General features: G+C 59.1%; 23 protein-coding genes and 1 pseudogene. 6 read left to right on the top strand and 18 right to left on the bottom strand.

Annotated features, from left to right (window positions below):
• Window positions 1–22 precede the first annotated feature (22 nt).
• Window positions 23–277, top strand: a complete 255-nt coding sequence (locus tag IVB18_RS11645) for a hypothetical protein (protein WP_247989297.1) — start codon at window positions 23–25, stop codon at window positions 275–277.
• A 391-nt stretch (window positions 278–668) separates the two neighbouring features.
• On the opposite strand, the gene IVB18_RS11640 is transcribed toward IVB18_RS11645, so the two are convergent.
• A complete protein-coding gene (locus tag IVB18_RS11640) occupies window positions 669–1,223 on the bottom strand; it encodes a Crp/Fnr family transcriptional regulator (RefSeq protein ID WP_247989296.1) in 555 nt (184 codons plus the stop codon).
• 59 nt (window positions 1,224–1,282) lie between these two features.
• On the opposite strand from IVB18_RS11640, the gene IVB18_RS11635 reads away from it, so the two are divergent.
• Window positions 1,283–1,876, top strand: coding sequence for a periplasmic heavy metal sensor (locus IVB18_RS11635; protein WP_247989295.1), 594 nt, complete (start codon window positions 1,283–1,285; stop codon window positions 1,874–1,876).
• A 194-nt stretch (window positions 1,877–2,070) separates the two neighbouring features.
• On the opposite strand, the gene IVB18_RS11630 is transcribed toward IVB18_RS11635, so the two are convergent.
• Window positions 2,071–2,598: a hypothetical protein gene (locus IVB18_RS11630; RefSeq protein WP_247989294.1), complete on the bottom strand. Its 528-nt coding sequence runs from the start codon at window positions 2,596–2,598 to the stop codon at window positions 2,071–2,073.
• A gap of 273 nt (window positions 2,599–2,871) precedes the next feature.
• Here IVB18_RS11630 and IVB18_RS11625 point away from each other — a divergent pair, with 273 nt between their 5' ends.
• Window positions 2,872–3,108 carry a hypothetical protein gene (locus IVB18_RS11625; protein WP_247989293.1) on the top strand — a complete coding sequence of 79 codons (237 nt, stop codon included), beginning with the start codon at window positions 2,872–2,874 and terminating at the stop codon, window positions 3,106–3,108.
• A gap of 209 nt (window positions 3,109–3,317) precedes the next feature.
• On the opposite strand, the gene IVB18_RS11620 is transcribed toward IVB18_RS11625, so the two are convergent.
• The 15 genes from IVB18_RS11620 to IVB18_RS11550 form a co-directional block, all read right to left on the bottom strand.
• The gene (locus IVB18_RS11620) at window positions 3,318–5,852 is read right to left on the bottom strand and encodes an NAD-dependent epimerase/dehydratase family protein (protein ID WP_247989292.1); all 2,535 of its coding nucleotides are present in this window, start codon (window positions 5,850–5,852) and stop codon (window positions 3,318–3,320) included.
• A gap of 106 nt (window positions 5,853–5,958) precedes the next feature.
• On the bottom strand, window positions 5,959–6,573 hold the full coding sequence (locus IVB18_RS11615) for a methyltransferase domain-containing protein (RefSeq protein WP_247989291.1): 615 nt from the start codon (window positions 6,571–6,573) through the stop codon (window positions 5,959–5,961).
• Window positions 6,574–6,718: 145 nt separating this feature from the next.
• Window positions 6,719–7,435 (bottom strand): cytochrome c family protein, encoded by a 717-nt coding sequence (locus IVB18_RS11610; RefSeq protein WP_247989290.1) that lies wholly within the window; start codon window positions 7,433–7,435, stop codon window positions 6,719–6,721.
• A 1,238-nt stretch (window positions 7,436–8,673) separates the two neighbouring features.
• Window positions 8,674–9,954, bottom strand: a complete 1,281-nt coding sequence (locus IVB18_RS11605; protein WP_247989289.1) for a porin — start codon at window positions 9,952–9,954, stop codon at window positions 8,674–8,676.
• A gap of 356 nt (window positions 9,955–10,310) precedes the next feature.
• Entirely contained in the window at window positions 10,311–10,658 is a 348-nt protein-coding gene (locus IVB18_RS11600) for a hypothetical protein (RefSeq protein ID WP_247989288.1), read from the bottom strand.
• A gap of 627 nt (window positions 10,659–11,285) precedes the next feature.
• Window positions 11,286–11,927 carry a DUF1109 domain-containing protein gene (locus IVB18_RS11595; RefSeq protein WP_247989287.1) on the bottom strand — a complete coding sequence of 214 codons (642 nt, stop codon included), beginning with the start codon at window positions 11,925–11,927 and terminating at the stop codon, window positions 11,286–11,288.
• Window positions 11,924–12,478, bottom strand: coding sequence for a sigma-70 family RNA polymerase sigma factor (locus IVB18_RS11590; protein WP_247989286.1), 555 nt, complete (start codon window positions 12,476–12,478; stop codon window positions 11,924–11,926). The genes IVB18_RS11595 and IVB18_RS11590 overlap by 4 nt, the downstream gene beginning before the upstream one ends.
• A gap of 84 nt (window positions 12,479–12,562) precedes the next feature.
• A complete protein-coding gene (locus tag IVB18_RS11585; RefSeq protein ID WP_247989285.1) occupies window positions 12,563–13,054 on the bottom strand; it encodes a helix-turn-helix transcriptional regulator in 492 nt (163 codons plus the stop codon).
• A gap of 37 nt (window positions 13,055–13,091) precedes the next feature.
• Window positions 13,092–16,289, bottom strand: a complete 3,198-nt coding sequence (locus IVB18_RS11580; RefSeq protein WP_247989284.1) for a CusA/CzcA family heavy metal efflux RND transporter — start codon at window positions 16,287–16,289, stop codon at window positions 13,092–13,094.
• The gene (locus tag IVB18_RS11575; RefSeq protein WP_247989283.1) at window positions 16,286–17,713 is read right to left on the bottom strand and encodes an efflux RND transporter periplasmic adaptor subunit; all 1,428 of its coding nucleotides are present in this window, start codon (window positions 17,711–17,713) and stop codon (window positions 16,286–16,288) included. The genes IVB18_RS11580 and IVB18_RS11575 overlap by 4 nt, the downstream gene beginning before the upstream one ends.
• Window positions 17,714–17,871: 158 nt before the next feature.
• Window positions 17,872–19,062, bottom strand: a complete 1,191-nt coding sequence (locus IVB18_RS11570) for a TolC family protein (protein ID WP_247989282.1) — start codon at window positions 19,060–19,062, stop codon at window positions 17,872–17,874.
• A 50-nt stretch (window positions 19,063–19,112) separates the two neighbouring features.
• Window positions 19,113–19,517: a FixH family protein gene (locus tag IVB18_RS11565; protein ID WP_247989281.1), complete on the bottom strand. Its 405-nt coding sequence runs from the start codon at window positions 19,515–19,517 to the stop codon at window positions 19,113–19,115.
• Between the two features lie 93 nt (window positions 19,518–19,610).
• A complete protein-coding gene (locus IVB18_RS11560) occupies window positions 19,611–19,967 on the bottom strand; it encodes a hypothetical protein (RefSeq protein WP_247989280.1) in 357 nt (118 codons plus the stop codon).
• A gap of 122 nt (window positions 19,968–20,089) precedes the next feature.
• Entirely contained in the window at window positions 20,090–20,569 is a 480-nt protein-coding gene (locus IVB18_RS11555) for a DUF411 domain-containing protein (RefSeq protein ID WP_247989279.1), read from the bottom strand.
• A 150-nt stretch (window positions 20,570–20,719) separates the two neighbouring features.
• Window positions 20,720–21,358 carry an isoprenylcysteine carboxylmethyltransferase family protein gene (locus IVB18_RS11550; RefSeq protein WP_247989278.1) on the bottom strand — a complete coding sequence of 213 codons (639 nt, stop codon included), beginning with the start codon at window positions 21,356–21,358 and terminating at the stop codon, window positions 20,720–20,722.
• Window positions 21,359–21,733: 375 nt separating this feature from the next.
• Between IVB18_RS11550 and IVB18_RS11545 the strand changes: the two genes are divergently transcribed.
• Both IVB18_RS11545 and IVB18_RS11540 read left to right on the top strand, forming a co-directional pair.
• Window positions 21,734–22,123, top strand: a complete 390-nt coding sequence (locus tag IVB18_RS11545) for an SPW repeat protein (RefSeq protein ID WP_247989277.1) — start codon at window positions 21,734–21,736, stop codon at window positions 22,121–22,123.
• Window positions 22,124–22,340: 217 nt separating this feature from the next.
• Entirely contained in the window at window positions 22,341–22,736 is a 396-nt protein-coding gene (locus IVB18_RS11540) for a copper-binding protein (protein WP_247989276.1), read from the top strand.
• A 284-nt stretch (window positions 22,737–23,020) separates the two neighbouring features.
• Here the strand turns inward: IVB18_RS11540 and IVB18_RS11535 are convergent.
• Window positions 23,021–23,181, bottom strand: a pseudogene (locus tag IVB18_RS11535) (four-helix bundle copper-binding protein); the annotation flags it as partial.
• A 308-nt stretch (window positions 23,182–23,489) separates the two neighbouring features.
• Between IVB18_RS11535 and IVB18_RS11530 the strand changes: the two are divergent.
• Window positions 23,490–23,780: a hypothetical protein gene (locus IVB18_RS11530; protein ID WP_247989275.1), complete on the top strand. Its 291-nt coding sequence runs from the start codon at window positions 23,490–23,492 to the stop codon at window positions 23,778–23,780.
• Window positions 23,781–23,818: the final 38 nt, after the last annotated feature.

Raw genomic sequence — 23,818 nt, 5'->3', positions numbered from 1 at the left:
TGTTTCTTTTGGAAGGACCAACATGACACGACCGACTAGAACTCAGATCGACTTTGCCAAGGTTATGACGATCAAACAGCGAGGAGTGCTGGCTTCTCTCGTCATGTTCGACTGTTACATGAGCGCCAGTGAGATCGCTGACGAAGAATTGAGAGAACTCGTCCGCCATCAACTTGCTCAATATACCGTGCAGCCAGGCGTCGACGGGCGGCTGTCATGGGGCGCAACGGATGCCGGCCGCGCAATCTCGCGGCAAATCAAGCGAGGTGCGCTGTAGGTGAGGCGGGTCCCTCCCTGGCCCCTCCCCCATACGGCACAAACGCGCCCCGAAATTTCGCCAGCTAGTTCGGGCTATTCTTGGGTTGACACGGTTGACAGGTTGACACGCAAATCTGCAGCGAGAACCTCGCTGGATTGCGGGTTGCGGCATCAATATCCCGCAGTCCCACTGCGACCCTCGAAGTCGCGCACATTATCAAGCCGTCGCCAGCCAGGAGCTATCAATCCATGAAGAATTTCTGAAACCTGTCGCCAATTCGATCACGCTTCTCCTGAGCGCATGATGGATTGAGTCTGGAAAAAGCTTTCGAGAATAGTTGATGCGCTAGCGAACTCCCACGCGAGGGACAACTGTGGCGAACGCGATGCAAACGGGCCAAGACGTAACCTCATTTTGGCGCCGGCTTTCGCTTTCCGAGTTCTCTGTAGAGCGCTTCGGGTGTTACACCGATCTCAGACGCCACCTCACGCCAGCGACCTTTCGGTGGAAGTACACCGTCGTTGAGTGCGAGCCAGGTATCGACGCGCTCCTTCACCGTCTTCAGCATTAAGATCTCGGCGATTGTTCGGGTTCGCTGGACCTCCAAGGCCAGATGATTCGCCCAGGCACGGGCCAGGTCTCGATTGTCCGCAAGTGCTGCTTCGATCTGTGGCCGCGGGACGATGCGCAGCAACGAGCGCTCAATGGCAACCGCCTCGCAATGATAGGTCTCGGCGAATATCGACGCCTCGGCGAGAATGTCGTCGGCGCTGGCCCGCTGCAGCGTCAGCTGCGACCCATGCGGTAACGATCGGACAAGCCGCAGGACGCCTTTGGCGACCAAGAACATCGATTGGACCGCGTCACCAGGGCGGAACAGGACCTCGCCGGGCGCGAGTTCCTGTTCACGTGCCGCCAGTCTCGACAACTGCTCGATCAGGGATTGGGACATGATCGTGATCATGTCATTGGTACGCGATCGATGCCAGTAAGGCTTGAACGGATCATTCTCGGGAGATGAACATGCGACCATGCGTCATTGCCTTATCTGCGGCTGCTCTTCTGTTGGGAGCTGTAGCCGCCGCTGCTCAGCAGCAGCATGGTCCGGCCACACCGGATCGTCCGGAAAGCGCAGCGGCCGTGGTCGAATCGCCCTATGCCGGAATGGAGCGGCGGACCGTGAAGGGGCTTTCGGAGCAGCAGATCACAGATCTCAAGACCGGCCGTGGCATGGGCCTCGCGCTTGCGGCCGAACTCAACGACTATCCAGGCCCATCGCACGTACTCGAACTCGCCGACTCGCTTCAGCTAAGCGACGAGCAGCGAACGAAGACTAAGGCACTGCTCGACGCCATGAAGGCCGAGACTATACCGGTCGGCGAGCAGCTCGTCGCGGAGGAATCTACGCTGGACCGCTTGTTCGCCAACAAGACGATAACACGCGCATCGTTGGATGCGATGACGACAAGGATCGGAGCTACGCAGGGCACCTTACGGGCGGCACACCTGCGCTCTCACCTCGCAATGCGTGAGGTTCTGAGCCTCACCCAGATCGGCCGCTACGCGGAATTGCGGGGGTATGCGGCCGACAAGATCCATCACGGCCAAACCGACTGACGTCATCGGCGGCGACCCTCACTGGTAGGCATCAATCGGCATTGTTCTCTTTATGATGCGTATCCACATTTGGGGTTGGTAGCTTGCAGCGTGACCACTATCAGTTCCGGGACAGTTGGCGGGCCATTCCCTACTATCGCTCAGGTCCCTTACTGAGGCGGCAAGGACGAATGAGCAGTGCGATGGACAGTTGTTCAGCGCGCGTCAAAACTGGCGCGAAGCGTATTTTTTGTATCAGCAGCTTGACGAACGCCACCGAAGCGCTTCGCGCGTGAAACAGACGCCGTGCGTGCGCTATTGCAGGGCGCAACAATGGCGGCAAGATCACGACCTCGCAGGTACATCATCTTTGGGGTCAACCCACCGCGCCGTGCGATCCAGGCGCGCACGGAAGCTGGATAGGTCTGCATTAGATCTTGTGTCCCTGATGCGCTGGCGACGCGTTTGCCGGAATTATCGAACATCCATGCGGCATGGAAACCAAACACCGCATTTTGGGTGGCGCAGATTCGGTCGCTCGGCACTAATCCGAGTACCATCGTGCAGGCCGAAACGCATGTCCCGGCAATGACGACTGGCTCGCCGGAATCGCGCACCTGTCGGAAGTGCGTCGTGTAGTCCTGCATCTTACCGCCGACGTCGTCGCTGATAATTACGGTCGCGGAAGCCGATGTAACGGTTAGCGCCGTCGATACAACGGCAGCAATCAGGCACGCTCGCATGTCCATTTTCCCGGCGTTATCGGATCAATCCTGCGCCAGCGTCGCAAATCGCGTGCCATCAGCCGACGCCCTTACGACGGTCAGCTAAGGGGCTGTGTTGATGGGAAGTTTTCTTTGAAGACGACGTGGTTCCGGGGCTCTGGCCCGTGCAGCAGGTGAGACGATCTCGCCAACGCCTAAAAAAACGGCAATGTCACGCCTCTTTGATGAACATCGGTGCGACAAGACCTGTAACGTGCCAGTAGCACTTTCGAGTAAATGCGGGAGGACATCATGACTATCAAATACATCCTTGCCGTCGCACTCATCACGCCATTCCTGACGGTGTCCAGCATGGCTCAGCAGTATGTGGGTGGCCCTAAATCGGGTATTGCCCCCACGACGCAGCAAATCAGCAGCGAAGGCGATATCTACGCGCAGGGAGTCGATGTTTACGCCCACGGAATTAGAACCAACAAACCCCACGCCTATCGCGGTGGCCCGAAGACTGTGGTCCCGCGTCGTTATTGAGAGGACGTCCGCGTCGGATCTCGCGACCGAAACGGGCTGATAGCATCGTGTCGGTTTACCTCTATTAGCGACCGGATAAGCGGCACACGTCTTGGCAGGGGCCTGCTGCGACGAGAGAACCAGCCGTGCCGCGGGCTGGAATTGTGGATGTCCGTTCCGGGGTCATCCATGTCGGTTAAGAGTCCGGGTTCAAGCACGTCCATCGTACCTCACACAACATACCGATCCCATGAACCATAGTGCTCTTTGCTTGTCCGTCCCCGCGGCAGGCTGAGGCCGATCACGACAAGTCCGGCAATGGCATCGTTCAGCGCGGCCCCAGTTGTCGCGCCGGCAAGTAGCCAGGGTGCGACCAGCAGGCACACGCCGAACGGCAAGTTGAGGAACCGCAACGGCCGCGCCACCTCGGCCATGGCACATACCGAAATCGTAATGATCAGCGCACCGACAAGATGATCGCTGTTTGCAACCGCGCTTTGCGTGCCGAAGATGAGCCGCGAAAACATCAGCCAGGCGCCGACGACGCAGCACGCAATCAGGGTCCACGGAACCGTCACGCCTCGGACGGCAGCGGCGGATTGGGTGGCAAGTGGACCGGAGAAGCCAGGATCCTTGTCGTCGGTACCTCCGATCGGCTCGGGCCCGCCCTGAAAGAAGGTGCGCCAGAACGGCTGACCGCCGCGGACGCTGCGCAGCATGTACTGTCCCATTGCCACCACCTCGTCGAGCGTCAGCGGGATCATGATCAACATCGCGACCGCCGCGATCAGGCATAGCGTAAAATAGGTGCCGATCACGATCGGCTGGATGACGATGAAGAAGATCGAGACCCCTCCGAGCGGCACCACCAGGATGAAGAAGAACGTCACCATCCACGGCATCGTGCGCCAACGCGAGGCTATGCCCATCGCGCCCATCAAGGTTTCGATCATGTAAGCGGCGGCGCCAAGTCCCGCGTCGGGGATCGGCCAGGCCCGGGAAACGTCGGACGTAATGATGAACTCCGTGCCGTTCTTGCCCGCTCCGCCCGAGAAGAATGGCTCCCAAATGGCACTGACGTGACCAAGCTGGTAGGCGGTGAGGTAGCGCGCGATGAGAAAGCCGAAGAAACCAAGCGCAATGATCGGCAGGCGCTGCAGCCACGACGACGGTGAGTAGGTCCAGCCGGGCGGGACGGTGCTCTCGTCCATCATCCCTTCGTGGCTCATGCCCGGCATCATCGGGACAAGCACCGAAAACGTGATCGCGAGCGCGCCGACCAGTGTATCGTTCGTGAAGGCGGCGGCACTCGGCGTCCAGAAGAACAAGGAAGCAAACAGGAGCCACAGGCCAACAAGCGTCGTTCCCCACTGTGCCCACGAGAAACGCAGCGAGAGCGAGAGCGTGCCGAAGAGCATCAGCAGCAGGCCGGAGCCGATGTCACTCCAGCCCGTAAGCGCATTGCGCAAGGGAGGCTCCCATAAGCCGCGCTCCTGCGTGACGTCGCGCACCGTGCCCGCCGCGGCTGGATCGAAAAGCGCGAATAGAAGGGGGCTGGTCAGGAGCCAGATGCCGAGGGTGATGACCAAAAAATGGGCCCAGAGCATTTGCTGGCCCATTTGAGCCATATCGGCCATGTGTACGGGCCGTGTCTTTTCATGCTCCGCACGGACCATTTCAGCACGCTCATGCGCCTTCACTCCCCGGTCCACCACCTTGGCCGCATTCAGCTTGTTTGCCCGATACCAGCCGGCCGGATCTACTTTGAGCTGGTCGATCATCCGCGGCAACGTCTTGCGCAACGAATGCTTCGGCACCCAGCGCAGAAGCTTGCGGGCGCGGGTAATGTCGACCGCGTAGTGGTCGCTCGCGATATCCACCATCCAGGAGCGGATGAAAGAATCTTCGCCGAGGACGTCCTGTTGGACCCAGGCGCCCGCCTTGGCGAGAGCCTTGGGGATCTCCCGTGTCTCCCAGCTCTTGCCGTGAATCAGCCGACCGATCTCGGCTTGCAGTTCGCCGTAGCCGATCGCCTCAGGTTCACCCAGTAGCAGGGCGAATTCAGAGGGAAGTTCCTTTCGGCGCTCGATCAGATGCAGAACGGCATCGGCGAGGTCTTCCAGATGAAGAAAGGATTGCCCGGTGCGCACGTCACCCGGATACACATGAGCTGTCGGATCCTCTTCGTAAATCCGCACGATCTGGTTGGCGAGAAAAGCGTTGCGGCAGATGTCGTCGTAGATACCTGCCGGACGAAGATAGACGACAGGGATCGGCCCGTGCTGTTCATGTATCAGGCGCTCGGCCTCGATTTTCGAAGCGCGGTACGGCAGGTTCGATTCAAGGGGCGATTCTTCATTTATCACATCGCCCGGTCTGCCTGCCTTGTGCGCCAGCATTGAACTGGCAAACACGAATTGTTCGACATCGAACGACTGAAGAGCGTGCAGAAGTTTCTCGGTGCCGCGAACAGTAATCTGTTGGTAGAGCGGGTTCGGTTCGCCGGTCAGATCGAAATAAGCCGCAAGATGGACGACCGAGGCGATGCGCGAGCCGTAGGCTGTCCGCACGCGCCGCAGACCGGCTGCGACGGCTTCTTCCGAAGTCAGATCGATACAGACGCACTCCGCAGCCGGCGGGGGTTGACGTGTCGCCGCCCGGTCAAGGCCGATGAGGCGGAATTGATCAGCGAATCTATTGATGAGCGCCGAGCCGATGAACCCGGTGCTGCCGGTGACGATGACCGCATCTTTGTGTTGCGCCATGGGTACGCCCCTACCCTCATCCAAACCGCCAGAAAGCCGATTTGTTTCAAGTCGCTAGAATTTGCGCGCCCCGAAGAAACCTCATCGGCTTGGACTGTGAGCTGGATTAACCTGACCGTGCGCTACCTTCGTACATGAATGTCATCGGCTTCGGTCCCGGCATATAGCCCGTCTCGATCCGGTCGATGCGGAATCCCGCCGCTTCGATCATGGAGCGGATGGGGCGATTAAGGTGACAGCCACCGCTGACATACCGCCAGGCTGGCGTCAGCCGATTCTGCCACCAACGCACGCCCTCGTCTGGCGCGAGGCCGTGCTCAACAAACAGGAGCTTGCCGCCCGGCCGCAGCACGCGCCGCATCTCTGCGAGAGCCGTGGCGGCCTGCGGGATAGAGCACAAGGTCCAGGTCGTGACAACGCTATCGACGCTATGTTTGTCGAGCGGAATGGCTTCGGCCGACGCTTCGACAAAGCTGATTGGCATGCTTGTGCCCCGTGAGGCGCTTCTAGCCATGGTCACGAGCCGTGGTGCTGGTTCGAGCGCCAGGACCTCCCGCACCGGTTGGCGATAGAACGGCAAGTTCATTCCCGAGCCGACGCCGATCTCGAGGACCCTGCCCTCCGCGGCGCCGATCACACGTTCGCGAAAAGGCACGAGTTGTTTGTTGCGCATCGCAAGATCGCAAAGTCTCGGCAAAATGATGTCGTTATAGAAGCCCATCGAGCAGTCCTGAAGGTCGTTCTAGCTGCGGTGAGAGTTCGCAGACGTCCCCGGCGGTCGTAGTGCCGGATGGGTTCGGGTCTCTCGGGCGCCGCGGGTTCGTCCTAGGCAATGCCCACCAAACATTCAGCAACGAACGCGCGCTTCAGCATCGAGCTACGATGATCCTGGTGATTTCCTCCGGCGCGGCGAAAATTACCGAAGCTCTGTCGCCCATCATTCCGGCCGGCAAGATTGCCGGTGCACCCTTTTCCGGTCCATCCTTGCTGGAGTCGGTTTTGAACCGCAGATTGCGCTCCCAAAAGGCGCGCGATCTGCCGTCGCCGGTCGTGACCCGATATGTATCATGGCAATAGGTAATGGCCTTGACCTGAATGCCGGGTTCTAGTTTTTTTAGATTTTGGTCCTGGCCTCCACCCATCATTCCTCCCATCCCGCCCATCATGCCTCCCATACCACCTTGTTGCGCAGTCTGCTGCGTTGCTCCCGGTTTGGAAGCGTCTTTGAGAAAAGCCAGCAGGTCCGCGCGAACAGCTGCGTCCTTGATGCCTGCGAACGGCATTTCGTTCTCCGGCACCATGCGCTGCGGCTCGGTCAGCCAACCGTCGAGCGAACGGTCGTCCCAGATAATTCCCGACGATTTGAGCGCGTCCGAGTAACGTTCAAAGCTGGGCAGCGACCCAGCCTTTCGTCCCCAAAGATTAGCCAGACTTGGCCCCGTCATGTTGCGGTCGGGTTCGAGCGAATGACATGGCGCGCAAGCCCTGAAGTCCCGCTGACCTCGGGTAGCATCGACATGTTGGGCGAGCGCGGGGGAGAACAGTGCAATCGACAGCAGTACAGTCAGGCCGAACCGTTTCATTCTCAGTCTCCATCGCTTCAGGAGCGGAGATATTTAGCGGAGATATTTGATGAGCGCCGCGGCTGTCAGTATCAAGACAATGACGACCAGCAGCCAGAACACTCCCATGCCCCACATCATTCCAGACGTCATGCCATCCATCATCATGAAATATCTCCCTTGGCTGGCTTCGGGAAACGTTATGATTTTTCGGAGCGGAAGGCCCCGTTACGCTACAGCGATCAAGACGCGGCGAGAGCTACCACCGTGGATCTGACGATGTTGGGACCGAGGCGGTAACGCCCTATGCTGCCACGTCGTTTCTTTATCCAAACCTACCTACGAGTGCCATGCCTCATGCACATCAACATCATCAACATGCAGGGAAGAAATATCAGGACAGGCAGCAACCCGGCAGCCGTCCGCCAATTCCAGCTCAGGGCAACACCTGAAACAACGACGGCTCCTGAAAAAGATACAGCGCCAAGCGGTGGCGAACCAAATAACCTTTCAAGGTGTTGCGCGGGGGATTCCCATCGCTGTCGGTCGTTGTGTTGTGATTACTTAAGGCCATGAATGCTCCTCCGTTTTGGCGACACAAGCGTGAAGGGTTGCGAAGGCCGATGCTTATCTCAACTCTTTAAGCCCAGGCGAAGCCGCCCCATCACCACAACTATTGAGATCCAATTCCTGCACATACTGATCTCAGCCGAGTGACAACGCGCTGGACGTCGCTTATCGACAGGCCCACAAGCTGGGTTTCGGTCCCCCTTGATAAGTGCACGCCTTCCGCGAATTGCGCGGTTGCAGCGACGGGCGTCCTTGCAACGCCGTATTGGGCGCATCCGGCGGAGGACCGGCTTGATTAAACGCGGCATATCCGGCGGGCTGGTTCGGCCGATGTTGATAGTTGTGGTCTGCGTGGACGGCGCTCGATATCGCCATCGAACGGCAGAAGGGTCGAAATCGTGAGAAGGTGTTTCGCTAACATGGTCCGGCTCCATCATTGTTGGAAGCGCGTCCTGTGTGCTTCTAATGATGAGTTCGGAGCAAATCGTGCGGCGGTTACAGGCTCACACTGACGTGAAGCCGCAGTGCCATTGCCGCCATCGGATCAAATGCTGCATCTGCGAAGGCGCAACACAACGCGCGGTCACGCCCGGCACTTCCCGCACCCATCGAGCGCGTTCCGCAACGCTATAAAATTTTTTTCGATAGATCGCCAACAAATGCAAATTTCGACGATCGCATAGAGGTCACTATTTGATCGTGAAGGGTATGATGAGGTCGCTGGCAAAGGTCCATTGCGAGCTCTTCGTTCCGCCACCGAATGGCGTGGTGTTGTTCAAGGATGCGTCGTAGCGAATCTCCGGCCTGATAACGAGGCCTTCGATTTGTTTCGGAACGGGAGGCTTGATGGCAAGTCCGACGGTCAGCGCACCGTAGGTCGTCGGTCCGCCGCTGATCGCTATACCCAATGGATTGCCATGTTCAATCCGCACGAAATCCAGATTGCCGGGGAATGAAGCAACGAAGAACCCGTTATTGTCGCGCCAGATCTCTCCGCGTCCGGTGATCTTAAGCCAATCGTTGATCGCGTAGGTCGCATATTGCGCCACACCGTAGCCCGTCGCGTTGAATCCATCATCGCGAATGTAGTTCATGTCGGTGGTCAGGGTGAGCTTGTCGGTTGGCTTCCAGATGACGGTGACGTCATTGAGATAACGGAGAGCGGAATTGGGATCGACGCCCGCAAGTACAACAGGCGTCACATTCGGATTTTCCGGGCCGATATGAGTGGTTGCCGAAACGGTTAGCTTGCCATCCAACAAATTCAGGCCAAAACCGCCATGGAACGCCGCGGCCCTGTTGTTGTCGCCGCAATTGAAGCAATCAAGGTGATTGCCGAAGGTCGTGTTCACACCCGTGTCTACGCCTAAGTAAATATCGAGCATTGGATTTACGTGCGTCGTCGTCAATATACCGGTGTGCTTGAACGGAATGCCGAAATTGAAAATATAGGAATGCGTGTACAGCGCATTGTCAGGTGCGTAGATGACTTCCGCGCCTTCCAGGGTCACGTACTGTCCGACCTTTACGTCTACGCCGCCGGAAGTAAGCCATGGCAGATGGAACAGAGCGTGCGCTTCGACGATGTCGAACTGATTGCGGTCGCTGATCGATTGGTCGAACTCACCCAAGAAGTGCGTGTAGCGCGCGTCCGAGCCATACATCGCCTGGAACTTGAAGCCGAAATCATATCCGGTTGCTTTCGGATCGAGAGGCCGCTGCACCGTCAGCAAGGCCTGGTTCAAGAAAAAAGAATTGGATTTGTCGGTAAAGAGCTGGCCAAAATTCCCGCCAGCGGGATCATTCCCGTTGAGCGAACCGCCCACTTCCACGTGGCCGGTTATGGTCAATGTATCCCACCAAGACGGCATGGGCGGCGGCGCTTTGACAGCCTTCAACGGCATATCCGCCGCGTTGGCGGCGGTCACAGTGGCGAATGCCATTGCCGCAGATATGATGATCTTCTTCATTGTGAGCCCCGCCATGAACGAGCCCTCGCCATTGAGTGAGCCCTTCGTCACTGATCGTTTGAACGCCCCAACTTTTTGCAGGCAAAAAAAGACACGATCACACCCGCGCCAAATTTATTGCGCCGCACATCAAGGGTGCAAGGCGAAGGTTCGACACTTTTTCAGCAAATGCAGATTTATTGTACATGGCGAAGAGGAATTATTACGATCTTTGCAGCCTGTTGCATTCGAGACACGCCTATCCAACGCTGCGGCATTGAGAAGCCGCCCAGACGCTTGAGCAAATAGCTAAGATCCTCAGCAGGGAAGCCGAGGAGAATCCCGGTGGATCGGGTCAGAGTGTCTGACGTTTTTCGCTAGGCTGATGGTGGAGCTTTTGCGATGGACGGTTTTCCGCCGACGGTCGCGTCTTTCCGGGCATCGATCTCGCGCAGCAGTTCTGCTCCGGACCAAACAACATTGCCGTCCTCTTCCACGATGAATGCGACAACGAGGTTCGCGGTCTCTCTAGCTCGAGCGGCTCGTCTCAAGGCACTTTCGTTGTTTGGATGTCGCTCCGACTGCATGAGGAGGCTCCCGGCGGCCGACGACGCTTCCAGGGCGTTCGGATCGCCGGCATAGATCAATATCACTGGCCCGAACTCCGGTCGCTGCTTCCAGATATGCAACAACTCCTGACAGGCAAGCTCCACGGCAACCGGCACCGGTCTGATCTCGCTTTCCCAATATTGAACCGCGCCGCGACTGAGCCCGAGCTTTTCTCCCGCGACAGACTGCGTGTATCCTAGTTTCCGTCGCCACTTCTTGAAGCCCCAAAGGTCCGTCGCGTTGTCCCACGACCGCGGCAGCGGAAGATGCTCGTCTTGGCGGGCACCAATGTGAGGGGGTTGCGGAGGTCGATGCTCACCCGCAACCCTGTGCGCTATGGCGATGGCAAGCCCATCGCGCGGCGGGCGTTAGCGGGATTTCGGGCCGCCCTGATAACGCCAGGCGGATCCAGCCCCGCTCGGGGTCATCGCGGGCTGCAAACGTGACCGTGCCGGCTCGTACGCGAAAATATCGCTTGGCGAACCAACAGTTCTGTATTGCGCACTCCTCCTGGCCTCACTCGGCCAGTAGCTCTTGTCCGTGATCGTTGAGCCCGCGTAGGCCGTTGCAGGTATCGCCACCAGCGGCAGCATGAGTGAAATCGCGAATAGGTGTTTCGTTGACATGGTCCGGCTCCATCATTGATGGAAGCGCGCATCGTGTGCGCTTCTGATAATGAGTTCGGAGCAAATCGTCTGGCGGTTACAAGCTCACGCTGACGTGAGAACCACCTGATGGGTCCCTTACCAACGCAAGAGCCGTGGTCCCAATGCTGCACCAGCTAAGGTGCACAGCACAATTGTGGCGCCATACCAGACCGCAACGAACGGCAAGGAATCATCGGTGCAATGAAGAGCGTAGGCCACCGCGCTCACGCCGCCCGCGATGAGACCGGCAACCGCGCCGGTCCGAACGAGGTTGGTAGGCGCAGCCCTTCGCACCGCGAAAATGATGACAGCAAAAGGCACGATGGCGATGATCGGGATCGAGAGCAGGCACTCAAGCCATTCGTCGCCGAGTATCATCCTGTCCCAGTGTGAGTTTGGCGCGAAACCGAGGCTGATGGCGCCGAGTAGCGCGATGGCCGCAAACGGCAACGCGATGCTGAGCGGCGATATCCCGCGTTCGGCGCCGGGACGCGCCAGCCTCAAGAGATAGCGCATCGCGACGCCGATCACCGCAAGCGCGAACGCAACCTTCAACAACAGGAAAATCGTGGCGCGGGTCGTCGTGAGGTCGGCGCGAAGGCCCAGAATGGCGAACACGAGGCCAAGCGCGACGACTGCGCCGGCGGCAACGGCGACGGAGATCGTTCGGGCGACCAGTCCGCGGCGGACAGGTTCAACGTTTGTGCTGAGCACGGCGACGAGATCATCCGTCTTCATTTTTGCTCTCCTGCGCGGATGAGGGTCGCCAGCACCCGCAACCCGCGGTGAATGTTGATCTTGACGCCCGATTCCGAGATGCCGCACCGCACCGCCGCCTCGGCGACGCTGCGCCCCTCAAGTTTCACGGACTCAATGGAGCATCGCACCTTTTCCGGTAGCCGCTCCAGAAGCTTTCTGATGTCGTGGGAGCTCTCGGCATCCGCATTGTCGTCCTGCGCCATGACCGCCGTACCCTCATCAAGCGGGACGCTGGCGGACGATCGCGTCCGGCGCAGATAATCGATCAGCTTGTACCGGGCAATTGTATGCACCCAGGGCGTAAATGGCTCCCTGACATCGTAGGTGTGACGCTTGAGATGAATGGCCAACAACACCTCCTGCACCAGATCTTCAGCTTCCGTTGCGCCGCGTCCAACGCGGGCGAGTTTGCCCTTGTAATAGCCTCGCAACCGGCTGCTTAGCCGGTCGAGCAGCAACCGGTATGACGCTGCTTCGCCATCAAGGCTGGCAAGCATCAGCGCCTTGAGTTCCGCTTCGCTGGTCGTCACCGGGCGTCATTCCTATTATTCGTCGCCGAAGCGGTTTCGGTTACACCGGCGATTCTTATTGGTAAAAAAATTTCATCGTCCCTATTAGGGGCGATGTCCCCTCCGAGAACGTCCGCCAGTGCTGATCGGTGCCTCAATTTCCGTTCGCCGGCTGTACCCCCTTTCCCTCGCATCGCATTCTTGCAGCAATTCGGGACATGACCAAATGACCGTTCCATCGTCTTCCGCGATGAATGCCATATGCAAATTCAAGCTTTCTCTCAGTCGAGCGACGCGACTAACTGCGCTTTCGTTGTCCGGATGGGGTTCGCACCGAAGGACCAGATCGCTATGGGGAATAGTATCCGCCTGCAAAACCGGACCATCGGCATAAAGCAGCGTCACGGGCCCAAACTCCGGCCGCTGCTTCCAACGTCGCAACAATTCCAGGCAGGCAAGCTCGACGGAACGCGGCACCGGTCGGATTTCGTTCTCCCAATTTTGAACCGCGCCGCGACTGAGCCCGAGCATTTCTCCTGCCGCAACTTGATTGATGCCTAGCTTTTTTCGCCACTTCTTGAAGTCCCACTGATCCATAACATTGCCCTGGTGCCGAGGATCTTTGCGCCTTCATTCATTCCGCCGCTTGCGAACGGTGCACGGCACTTGATGCACTCTGTTCCTGACTGCCCTTTTCCACTGCAACTGCCGCATTCGGTTTGCGCGGCAACCCAAGTCCCTTGATCAACGCGTAGACCGCCGGGATCACGACCAGCGTCAAAATGGTCGACGAGATCATGCCGCCGATCATCGGCACCGCAATCCGCTGCATGACTTCCGAGCCGGTGCCGGTGCTCCACATGATCGGAATGAGGCCGGCCATGATGGCGACGACCGTCATCATCTTCGGCCTGACACGCTCGACCGCGCCGAGCATGATAGCCTCGTTCAAGTCCGCTCGCGTGAACGGCCTACCTTCCGCGGCCCTCTCGGCGTGAAGCTCCTTCATGGCCTGATCGAGATAGATCAGCATGACGACGCCGGTCTCCGCGGCGACGCCTGCGAGCGCAATGAAGCCCACGGCCACCGCGACCGACATGTTGAAGCTGAGCCACCACATCAGCCAGAGGCCGCCGACCAGCGCGAACGGAAGCGAGAGCATCACGATCAGCGTTTCGGTCAGCCGCCGGAAATTGAGGTAGAGCAACAAGAAGATGATCAGCAGCGTCACGGGCACTACGATCTTCAATCGCGCGGTGGCGCGCTCCAGGTACTCGAACTGGCCGCTCCAGACGACATAATTTCCCGGCGGAAACTGCACGCTGGCGGCCACGGCCGCCTTGGCGTCGGCCACGTAGCTACCGAGATCGCGGTCGCGGATGTCCACGAAAATGTACACTGCGAGCTGGCCGTTCTCGGTGCGGATCGTGGTTGGCCCGCGCGTCAGCTTGATGGCGGCGACCTCACCCAGCGGCACCGTCCCGCCGCCCGGCATGGCCACCAACACGTCTCGGGCGATCGATTGGGGATCGCTACGGAGATCGCGCGGATAGCGCAGATTGACGCCATAACGCTCTCGACCTTCTACAGTCGTCGTGATCGTTTCGCCACCAAGGGCGGACGAAACCGTGTCTTGTACGTCGCTGACCATCAGACCGTAGCGTGCAAGCGCTTCCCGGTCCGGTGTGATGTCCAGATAATAGCCGCCGATGACACGTTCCGCGTAAGCGCTCGAGGTGCCCGGCACCGCCTTGACCGCGCTTTCGATTTGCCGTGCCAGCTTCTCCATCTCCGTGAGGTCTTTACCGATGACCTTGATGCCGACCGGGGTGCGGATTCCAGTCGCGAGCATGTCGGTGCGCGCCTTGATCGGCATGGTCCAGGCATTGGAGACGCCGGGAAACTGTAGCGCTTTATCAAGCTCGGCGATCAGGCCGTCGACCGTCAGGCCCGGACGCCACTGCTGCTTCGGTTTGAGATTGACCACGGTCTCAAACATCTCGGTGGGGGCCGGATCGGTCGCGGTCTCGGCCCGTCCGGCCTTTCCATAGACCGACTCGACTTCGGGAACGGTCTTGATGATCTTGTTCTGCGTCTGCAGAATCTCTGCAGCCTTGGTCACTGACAAGCCCGGGAGCGTCGTCGGCATGTACATCAACGTGCCTTCATTCAGGCTCGGCATGAACTCGGTCCCGAGTTGCCGGGCCGGCCAGAGGCTGACCGCCAGGGCGACAAGCGCAAGAAAGATGGTCAGCGTCTTGGCTTTCAACACGCCCTGGATCAGCGGCCGATACACCCAGATCAGGAACCGATTGATGGGGTTCTTGTGCTCCGGAATGATCTTGCCGCGGATGAACAACACCATCAGGACCGGAACCAGGGTGATCGACAGAATCGCCGCCGCTGCCATCGAGAACGTCTTTGTATAGGCAAGCGGGCTGAAGAGGCGTCCCTCCTGCGATTCCATGGTGAAGATCGGCAGGAACGACACGGTGATGATCAGCAGGCTGAAAAACAGCGCCGGACCGACCTCGCTCGCCGCCTCGATCAGGACTTCGAGGCGCGGCTTGTCGGTCGGCGCACGTTCAAGGTGTTTGTGCGCGTTCTCGATCATGACGATGGCGCCGTCGATCATGGCGCCGATCGCAATCGCGATACCGCCAAGGCTCATGATGTTCGAACCGATGCCGAGTGCTTTCATGGCGGCGAACGCCATCAGGATTCCAACCGGTAGCATCACGATCGCGACAAGAGCACTGCGCACATGCAGCAGGAACACGATACAGACCAGCGCAACGATGATGCTCTCTTCCGTAAGGGTCCGCTTCAGGGTCTCGATCGCGTTGTAGATGAGGTTCGAGCGGTCATAGACCGGGATGATTTCGACGCCCTTAGGCAGGGCCGATGCCATATCAGCGAGCCGGGCCTTCACATTGTCGATGACATTGAGCGCATTCTGGCCAAAACGTTGCAGTGCAATGCCGCTGGCGACCTCGCCCTCCCCGTTGAGCTCGGTGATGCCCCGGCGCTCGTCCGGTCCGAGCTCGATGCGCGCGACGTCCTTGAGCAACACCGGGGTGCCCTTTTCGACTTTCAGCACGACATTCGATAGGTCCGAAACGCTTTTGACGTAGCCACGGCCGCGTACGACAAATTCAAATTCCGACAACTCTACAGTTCGTCCGCCAACATCCATGTTGCTGCCGCGGACGGCATCGCGCACTTTCGCAAGCGGAATGCCGAGCGAGCGCAACCGGTTCGGGTCCAGGATGATGTTGTATTGCCTGACGAAGCCGCCGACGCTTGCCACCTCGGCGACGCCTTCCGCCTTGGCAATGCCGTAGCGGATGGTCCAGTCCTGCAGGGACCTGAGGTCGGCCAGCGATTTGTCCTTGGACTGCAGCGCATACTGATAGACCCAGCCGACGCCGGTGGCATCCGGCCCCAGGGTCGGCGTCACACCCGCCGGGAGTCTTCGCGCAGCCGCATTGAGATATTCGAGAACACGCGAGCGGGCCCAGTAGATATCGGTGCCATCCTCGAAGATGATGTAGACGAATGAGACGCCGAAGAAGGAAAACCCGCGCACCACCTTCGATTTTGGCACGGTGAGCATGGCGGTCGTCAGCGGATAGGTCACCTGATCCTCGATGACCTGAGGTGCCTGGCCCTTGTAGTCGGTGTAGATGATGACCTGGGTGTCGGAGAGATCGGGTATCGCGTCTAGGGCCGAGTTTTTCAGAGCGTAAACGCCGGCGGCCACAGCGAACACGACGCCGATCAGGACCAGCATCACGTTGCGAGCCGACCAGTCGATGAGCCGCGCGATCATTGCGGTTTCTCCCCGGAATCCAGGCCCTTGAGCGCCGCTTTGAGATTGCTTTCGGCGTCAATCAGGAAGTTCGCGGAGACGACGACCTTGTCGTTCTCGGCGATCCCTTCCTTGATCTCGACGAAACCAGCGCCGCGCCGGCCGAGCTTCACCGCGCGCGGCTCGAAACGCCCTTCGCCTTTATCGATCAGGACAATCTGCCGCTCGCCACTGTCGATGACCGCGCTGCTGGAGACGGTCACGACCGGAGCCTCTGCACCAGTTGAGATCTCAACGTCGGCGTACATGTCGGGCCGCAGCACTTCGTCCGGGTTAGGCAATTCGATCCTGACGCGTCCGGTTCGTGTCTCCGCCATCAGGTGTGGGTAAATCAACGCGACCTTCCCAGTGAAAACACGGTCGGGATAGGCGCGAAGCCGGACGCTCGCCTTTTGTCCGACCTCGACCAGGGAGAGGTCGCGTTCCGCTATGTCGACCAACACCCATACGACCTGGTGATCCGCGATCCGGAACAGAACATCGCCGGGCGCCGCGCGCATGCCGTTTACTGCCGTACGCTCGATGATCTCGCCGTCCTGAGGGGCTGGCCAGTTCACATATGTCGGTATTTCGCGGGTGCGCTCGAGGTCGGCAATAAACGTTTCCGGCGCATCGAGGTTTTCAAGACGACGCCGCGCCCCTTTTAATGCTTGATTGCTGATGCCCGCGTCGGGGCGGGCATTGAGCGCCGAAAGATATTCGGCGGCGGCGCTCGATAGGTTCGGGCCGTAGACGCGCATCAGCCGCTCGCCCTTGTGGACGTGCGAGCCGGTGGTAACGTTTTCGACGCGGTCAATGAAAGCTTCGAACCGCAGCGACACAACCGCTTTGCGGCGCTCGTCCTCCTGAACGGTGCCCGGCGCGCGAACAACCGTATTCAGGGTACGGCGCTCGGCGATCTCGGTCTGAACACCAGCTTTTTGCAATTTGCCGGCGCTGACCTTGACCGACGAATCGTCCTCCTCCCCCTCGTAGACGGGCAGATAGTCCATCCCCATCGAATCCTTCTTCGGAGTCGGCGAGGTGTCAGGCAAGCCCATCGGATTACGGTAGTAGCGGATTTTGCCTGGATTCCCGCCCTTCGCGGTCATCGTTTCGGGTGTCTTTTCCTCGAAACTCACGTCTTCGCTGGCGCGAACTGCGAGATAGTCCTTGCCCGCCGAAGTCCTCTTCGGCGTCGGCGAATACTCTGGCCGGCCATCCGGATCACGGTAGTAGATGACGGGCCCCGTAGGTTCCGGCTGAGCTGGTCCCTGTTTTGCGGTCGGCAGAACAGCATCAAGCCAGCCGGGAAGCGGACCGTTCGAGCGACCGACGACCAATCCCGCCGCTCCGGCGGCCAGAATCACGAACACAATCAGGAAAGCGGCTACTAGCCGTCTCATAGCAAATCTCCCGCCAAGCGTTCCATCTCAGCGCGTTTGAATCTGGCAGGCGCTTGCGCACGAGACGTGCATCATTTGGCGCTTCCTGAATGAGTTCGGAACAAAGCGGCGACCGGTTACGCGCTCACGCCGACGTGAAGACGCCCCATGGGTTCGTTTCATAGGGCGCCCCCTGCCAAACGTTCCATCTCCGCGTATTTCGTCTGCAGCTCCACCTTGAGCTTCAGCAAATCGAGTTGTATGGCGCGAAGCCTTCGCTCCGATTCGAAAACGGAAGAAAGGTCGGACGTACCCGCCTGAAAGCCGTTCCGCGCGTTGTCGACCGAAGAGCGGGCCGGTGGCAGTTGGCGCGATGCATAGATCTGCACGACCTTGCGCAGCGCATCGACGCCGAACCAGGCGTCGGCGACCTGTCCATCGACCCGCAGCCGCAGCGCCTCGTTGCGGGCTTGCGCAGCGCCAAGCCGCGCACCTGCCGCACGTTGCTCGGCATCCTTGACCTCATAGTGGAGCGGCAGCTTGACGCCCAGCATGAACTCGCCGGTATCTTCCGTGCCGGGCCGTTGCACGTATTTGGCGCCGAGCGTCACGTCGGGATAGTAGTTGAGATCGGTTAGCGATTTGGTTTGGGCCGCGGAATTGCTCTGCGCTCCGGCCAGCGCCAGCATCGGGTTCGCGGAGCGTGCGAGCGCCTGCACCTGCGCGAGGCTGGTTGCTTTGACGGCCCGAAAGCCGGTTGGCGCCGCCAAGGAAGCTAGGGAAGGACGACCGATCAGAGCATTCAGCCGGGCCGCCGCAGCTTTCTGTTCGCCTTGCCGGCGGATGACATCGCCCTCGGCGGTGGCCGCTTCGATCTCGGCCTTGATGACGTCCTGCTGATCGACCGACGTTGTGCCGTATCGCGACCGCAACAGGCTGAGTAGCTCGTCATAGCGCCGCTTGATTTCAACGGCGATTGTGACGGCTTCATAGGCAGCGTTGTATTCGCCATGCGCGGCGACGACTTGCGCAATCAGATCGATAACTGTTGCGCGGCCCTGGAATTTTGCAGCGTCGGCTTCAGCCTGCGCGACATTGCGCTCGAGGCCGTATTTGCCCCACAGCTTGATTTCTTGTTCAAGGCCGATGCGACGCTGCCCCACGCCTTGCCGGTTGACGTCCCACGCCTCGAGAATGAGGGTCGGATCGGCCAACACGCCGGCCGTTCCAATCTTGTGGACCGCCGCATCGAATTCGAGCGAGGCTGCCGCCACCGTGGGATTGAGGCGCTTGGCAATTGCGACAACGCTTTCCACCGTCGCCCCGGGCATGGTCTGCTCACTAGCCGCCGCCAGGGAGAGCCACAGCATGGCTATCGTTGCTCCGACTGCGGCGAGCCGGGTGATTTCGACAGAGCGGATCACGGCGTCGCCTTGATAACGAGTTTATTCTCGACCGTGCCGGTTTCGCCCTGGACTTTGGCGGCCAGGGACAACCGCCAGCCGCCCTCCATCGTCACCTCAGCCTTGAACTTATAGATTCCAGGTTCGGTGCTGGGCATGGGCTCGATCGTTGTCTTCATCGTCTCCATGCCGTCCGGCGCCATATCGAGTCTCTTGGCGAAGATCACCGCATCGGGGACCGGCTTGCCGTCGGGCTTGTGGACAAGACGGACCGAGATGACGGCGTCGCCCTTCTTGACGGACTTATCAACCAGCTGGAACTCATAGTCTTTGATGTCAGCGCGTGCGAGCGTCGCCGACCCGGTCACGGCAATGCCGATCAGCGCAACCTGGAGGGCGCGCGCATAAGTGTAACTATTCATATGCAATCCTCGACGTCCTGACGTGCCGCGACGGCGGCATGCATTTGTCTGCGCGGCCCAGGACCGCAGCAGGCGACGGCATGATAATGCCGATCAGGTCAGGATTCGAGGAGGATGATCCGGAGGGGCGCCAGTAAGGCCGTCGGCGGTCAAGTGGATGAGGGCGAAGGACAGCCTACGGGCCTGGAAGAAAACCTGGATACTGTTTGTCGGGAACGGGTCAACCTGAGCGATCGCCAACATGCAGGTCGCGATAAGCGGGCAGTCCTGGCAGCCCTTACTTTTCTGACTGTCCGGACAGCACGGCATGTCCTCGCTCATGGCGGCCATATCGCTCATCTCGCCGACAGACAGCCGCTTTGTCGCAGCCGATGTTATCAGCGGTGCCACTACCAACCCAACGATCACAAAGACCGCGAGCAGACGACCGATGAGTCGGCGAAGATTCATGACTCAACATCACACAAGGCGGGAAACTTTGGAAGGCGCATTTATCTCACTTGTTCGCCAACCGGCAACCCGCACCCGAAAAAGCACTGAAAGCGCATACAGTTAACTGGAAGCCGAGTGCCTTATCCGACAGTTTCCGCGCCGAAAAAGCGCATAAAGGATTGTCGGCCGTTCGCACCGAAGAGGACGACGTCGTACTGCTGAGGTGTCCCTCCCTCCATTCCCGGCGAACCGGCGGGCATGCCGGGGACGGCTAACCCAACGGCGGTCGGTCGCTGTTCCAGGAGTCGTCGCACAGCCACCGCCGGGACATGCCCCTCCAGCACGTATCCATCGACCTCAGCTGTGTGGCAAGCCGCGAGGTCGGCTGGCACACCCAGTCGTTTCCTGATGGGTTGAAGATTTGTGGTCTCCTCAACCCTAACAGCGAAACCAGCGTCCTTGAGATGCCGCACCCAACCGGCGCAGCAACTGCAATTTGGATCTTTATGAACCAGGATCGCCGGGGATTCGGCTTCGGCGGGAGACCGTTGCAAAACGAGAAAAGCGGCCACTAAAGCCAGCGCATTCCGGCGCGTCACTGTGTGCAGTTTGTCCGACATGCGAATTCTCCGTTCGTGGACTGACCGGCCTATCTGATCTTCACTTTAGCTGAAGCTCTCGGGTACTGCGCCCAAATCTCCGTGAAATGGGCGGCGTCGAAGCTTGGTAGGTCGGTAATGGTCGCTAGGAGGCTTTGCTATTCATTGCCCTCAAATTTGGTAATCGCGGAAAACACTTCCCCAATCGTTCCGATCGGGCAAGAACATCGGCACTCGCTGTTGGTAGACCCGATATTTGTCGCCGAACTTTTTCATCATCTGCTGCTCTTCCTTTCGAGCCAGGAGCGAGTATGCAATGACGATGATCGGAAATGCCGTCAGTGAAAAGAGCGTCGGCCAGTGCACCACACCTTCGCCAAACAGCGCGAGGAAAATGGCGGTGTATTGTGGATGGCGCATCAGGGCGTAAGGACCTCGGGTGGCAATGCGCCGTTTTGCGCTCGCTCGGTGTACCTCACGCCACCCGGCGATCAGCAACAGAGCTCCAAAGACGACAAGAGTGTACCCGACGGTCATCGAGGCTGGCATCGCCCATCGGCTGCCTGTCAGATAGACCCAGAGATTGCCGTCCCAAACATCGCCCGCAACATCGAGGTTGAAGATGCGGGCGAGCAGGTAAATCGTGACAGGAAATCCATACATCTCGGCATAAAACGCAATAAAGAAGGCTTGCACTATTCCTGCCCGAGTCCATTCCCGCCAGCCTTTCGGCACGACGAGAAGGTAGAAACCCCACGACACCAAGACGATTGAAATTGCGGCGCCTCCGAAGAGCATGTTTACGCTCATTTGTCAGCCTCCCGGTCGATACCTGACGGGTTCAAAAACCGTCGCGGATTACCTTGAAATTTGGCCTCCGGCTCCGCGAACGAGCACGACCCTATGTTAAACTGTCGATGTTTGTGCAGACGCACAACGGCGCTCATAGGCCTCGCCTACGACGGTGCGGCGACACACCCGTCCCTTCCTCGGAAGTGGCCTCCCGATCTTTTGCGGCCAGCCTGCTCTTCTATTTTAGTTCGGAAGGAACGACCGCCCGGTTACATCAAGGACGAGAAAAATACGGGGTGCGGGGGAGGAGGAAATCGCTGGAATACCCTCAACAAACGGGATTATGATTTCCGTTGAAACTGCATTGCGTGGTCCTCGTCAAAGGAGATCACAATGTTCAACCTAAACAGAAGAACCGAAGCGTTCATCGATATCAGCAATCTCGCCTTGGGCGTGTTCCTGTTTTTGTCGCCTTGGATATTCGGATTTACGTCCGACCTCGGATGGCATACATCGTGGATTGCAGGTACTGCGATCAGTGTCATCGCGATCTTCTCAATTGGCGACCTTTTCGCCTCGGTTACTATTCCGAGCTTCATCGAAACCGAGGAATGGCTCAATCTCGCTATCGGCTTGTGGTTGGCGGCGTGTCCGTGGATCCTCCGCTTCCACGGCGACACGGAGGCTATGCAAGTCCACCTGGCGGTGGGGCTGGTCATCGCGGCAATCGCGGTTGTCGAACTCTGGGTGATGCACCACGCTCCTCCGCATGAAAGGGCATAATGCAGTCCAATACATTCCAATTTGCTCGGACTTTCCGCGGAGCGTCGCGCCCATGACTTCCCGCCGCTCGCACCACATCCTGGCCGGCACCAGATCCAGACTTTGCAGGTCACGTTGCGGATGTCTTCACGAACCCGTGAGCTTGTAACCGGGCGGGCTCACCTTGCGAATTAAGTAGTCATGGCGGCTCGCCATCAGAACCCAGAGGAGAATATCTATGCTTGTTGACCACCCCAATCGCATCCTGCGCGCCAGCGTACTCGCCTCAACGTTGGTAGGCGCAGTATTGACGTTGCAGATGAGCGGGGCTCTGGCTCAGGGCGGCATGTCCGACACGAAGAAGATGCCGGGCATGAATGATATGATGAACGATACGAAAAAGGCGACAACCGCGAACGGAACCGGCACCGTCACCGCCCTGAACGCCGCGAACCACAAGGTTACATTCGATCATGGTCCGATCCCCGCCATCAAATGGCCGGCAATGACGATGGAATTCGCAGTCGCTCCTTCTATCGATCTTGCGAAGCTCAAGACAGGTGACAAGGTCAACTTCACCCTGAGCGGATCCGGTAACACCTATACGGTACAGTCGATCAGTCCGGCCCCCTGATGGCCAGCGGGAAGATCGCGATATAGCGAAATACGGGGAACGGTGAGCATGCCTCTTTAAAGACGCTGCTTACCGTTCCACTGCAATACAGTCGCGCTAGAGTTAGCTCACTCCGCCGCCGACGATGAATCCACAGCGAATGATCAGATCGCCACTCTTACTGAACCATGCGAGGCCGGGCACCCCTCCAAAAGTCTAGCCTCAAGCCGGGAAGTGTCCGGCATCCGCCGACCAGCGGACGCCATGGCCGATGCCGTCGCCCACCCTTGGTCTACGATCGAGCTGCACGTTTCCGCATACCGTTTGCAGGCCTGCACGCAATCGTCCATGCCGCCCAGCCGCTCGCCATCCGTGGCGCGTTCGGCGCAAATCTCGGGTCACGCCATCATCAGCCTGAAGCGCGCCGGTTCGACATGCTTGCCGCGGTCTCGAGGCAGTGAGTCATCGCGTCCCCTGGAGCAAAAGGAACATGTTCCAGTCCTCGCGTTCTTGCCTTGGTGTTCGAACCCAAGGACGATCGATTGCGACTCTTTCTGACATGGGCCAGGAAACATTCTGCGGGCGGATACCAGAAACGAATGGGCGCGCAATTCATACGAATGCCAGCGGCGAAGATCGGCAAACTCAAAACAAGCCGTCGTTGAACTACCCGTTCGGCCTGGGTTCATATCGAGCCGGTTAGGTTCTCCCCCTTAGGAAGTTAACGTTGGCGAGCCCGCGCAACTATGGGCAACGCAACAAACGGAGGAAACCATGACCTTAGGAAAAGTGTTTCTAGCGGCTGCCGTGGTGTTGAGCCTGCCCGTGCTGCCGGCTCTGGCTCACGACGACGAAAACTACGGCTACAACTCTCACGATCGGTTCCACGACCAACTGTCGGGCGCGCACGAACGCGCTCACGAATACGGTTTTTACAGTCGTGGCGAGCATCGTGCCTATCATCGCGCCCTTCGGGATCTCCATGACGATGGCCATGGATATCCGCGATCCTACTATTCGCGGCCTCAGTATTACGGCTCCGGCTACAATTATCGGGGTTGGTAGCCTGCGCCCCGACAACAGAGCGGTTGAAATCCTACTCA

Source organism: Bradyrhizobium sp. 186, from assembly GCF_023101685.1.
Lineage (GTDB): Bacteria > Pseudomonadota > Alphaproteobacteria > Rhizobiales > Xanthobacteraceae > Bradyrhizobium.
The sequence above is the reverse complement of the archived record's forward strand: the minus strand, read 5'-3'. Positions and strand labels throughout refer to the sequence as shown.

What these genes read in the sequence shown, in the direction of transcription:
- IVB18_RS11645 (WP_247989297.1), top strand. Translation starts at nt 23, where the DNA reads ATGACACGACCGACTAGAACTCAGATCGACTTTGCCAAGGTTATGACG.
- IVB18_RS11640 (WP_247989296.1), bottom strand. Translation starts at nt 1,223, where the DNA reads ATGATCACGATCATGTCCCAATCCCTGATCGAGCAGTTGTCGAGACTG.
- IVB18_RS11635 (WP_247989295.1), top strand. Translation starts at nt 1,283, where the DNA reads ATGCGACCATGCGTCATTGCCTTATCTGCGGCTGCTCTTCTGTTGGGA.
- IVB18_RS11630 (WP_247989294.1), bottom strand. Translation starts at nt 2,598, where the DNA reads ATGCGAGCGTGCCTGATTGCTGCCGTTGTATCGACGGCGCTAACCGTT.
- IVB18_RS11625 (WP_247989293.1), top strand. Translation starts at nt 2,872, where the DNA reads ATGACTATCAAATACATCCTTGCCGTCGCACTCATCACGCCATTCCTG.
- IVB18_RS11620 (WP_247989292.1), bottom strand. Translation starts at nt 5,852, where the DNA reads ATGGCGCAACACAAAGATGCGGTCATCGTCACCGGCAGCACCGGGTTC.
- IVB18_RS11615 (WP_247989291.1), bottom strand. Translation starts at nt 6,573, where the DNA reads ATGGGCTTCTATAACGACATCATTTTGCCGAGACTTTGCGATCTTGCG.
- IVB18_RS11610 (WP_247989290.1), bottom strand. Translation starts at nt 7,435, where the DNA reads ATGAAACGGTTCGGCCTGACTGTACTGCTGTCGATTGCACTGTTCTCC.
- IVB18_RS11605 (WP_247989289.1), bottom strand. Translation starts at nt 9,954, where the DNA reads ATGAAGAAGATCATCATATCTGCGGCAATGGCATTCGCCACTGTGACC.
- IVB18_RS11595 (WP_247989287.1), bottom strand. Translation starts at nt 11,927, where the DNA reads ATGAAGACGGATGATCTCGTCGCCGTGCTCAGCACAAACGTTGAACCT.
- IVB18_RS11585 (WP_247989285.1), bottom strand. Translation starts at nt 13,054, where the DNA reads ATGGATCAGTGGGACTTCAAGAAGTGGCGAAAAAAGCTAGGCATCAAT.
- IVB18_RS11580 (WP_247989284.1), bottom strand. Translation starts at nt 16,289, where the DNA reads ATGATCGCGCGGCTCATCGACTGGTCGGCTCGCAACGTGATGCTGGTC.
- IVB18_RS11575 (WP_247989283.1), bottom strand. Translation starts at nt 17,713, where the DNA reads ATGAGACGGCTAGTAGCCGCTTTCCTGATTGTGTTCGTGATTCTGGCC.
- IVB18_RS11570 (WP_247989282.1), bottom strand. Translation starts at nt 19,062, where the DNA reads ATGCTGTGGCTCTCCCTGGCGGCGGCTAGTGAGCAGACCATGCCCGGG.
- IVB18_RS11565 (WP_247989281.1), bottom strand. Translation starts at nt 19,517, where the DNA reads ATGAATAGTTACACTTATGCGCGCGCCCTCCAGGTTGCGCTGATCGGC.
- IVB18_RS11560 (WP_247989280.1), bottom strand. Translation starts at nt 19,967, where the DNA reads ATGAATCTTCGCCGACTCATCGGTCGTCTGCTCGCGGTCTTTGTGATC.
- IVB18_RS11555 (WP_247989279.1), bottom strand. Translation starts at nt 20,569, where the DNA reads ATGTCGGACAAACTGCACACAGTGACGCGCCGGAATGCGCTGGCTTTA.
- IVB18_RS11550 (WP_247989278.1), bottom strand. Translation starts at nt 21,358, where the DNA reads ATGAGCGTAAACATGCTCTTCGGAGGCGCCGCAATTTCAATCGTCTTG.
- IVB18_RS11545 (WP_247989277.1), top strand. Translation starts at nt 21,734, where the DNA reads ATGTTCAACCTAAACAGAAGAACCGAAGCGTTCATCGATATCAGCAAT.
- IVB18_RS11540 (WP_247989276.1), top strand. Translation starts at nt 22,341, where the DNA reads ATGCTTGTTGACCACCCCAATCGCATCCTGCGCGCCAGCGTACTCGCC.
- IVB18_RS11530 (WP_247989275.1), top strand. Translation starts at nt 23,490, where the DNA reads ATGACCTTAGGAAAAGTGTTTCTAGCGGCTGCCGTGGTGTTGAGCCTG.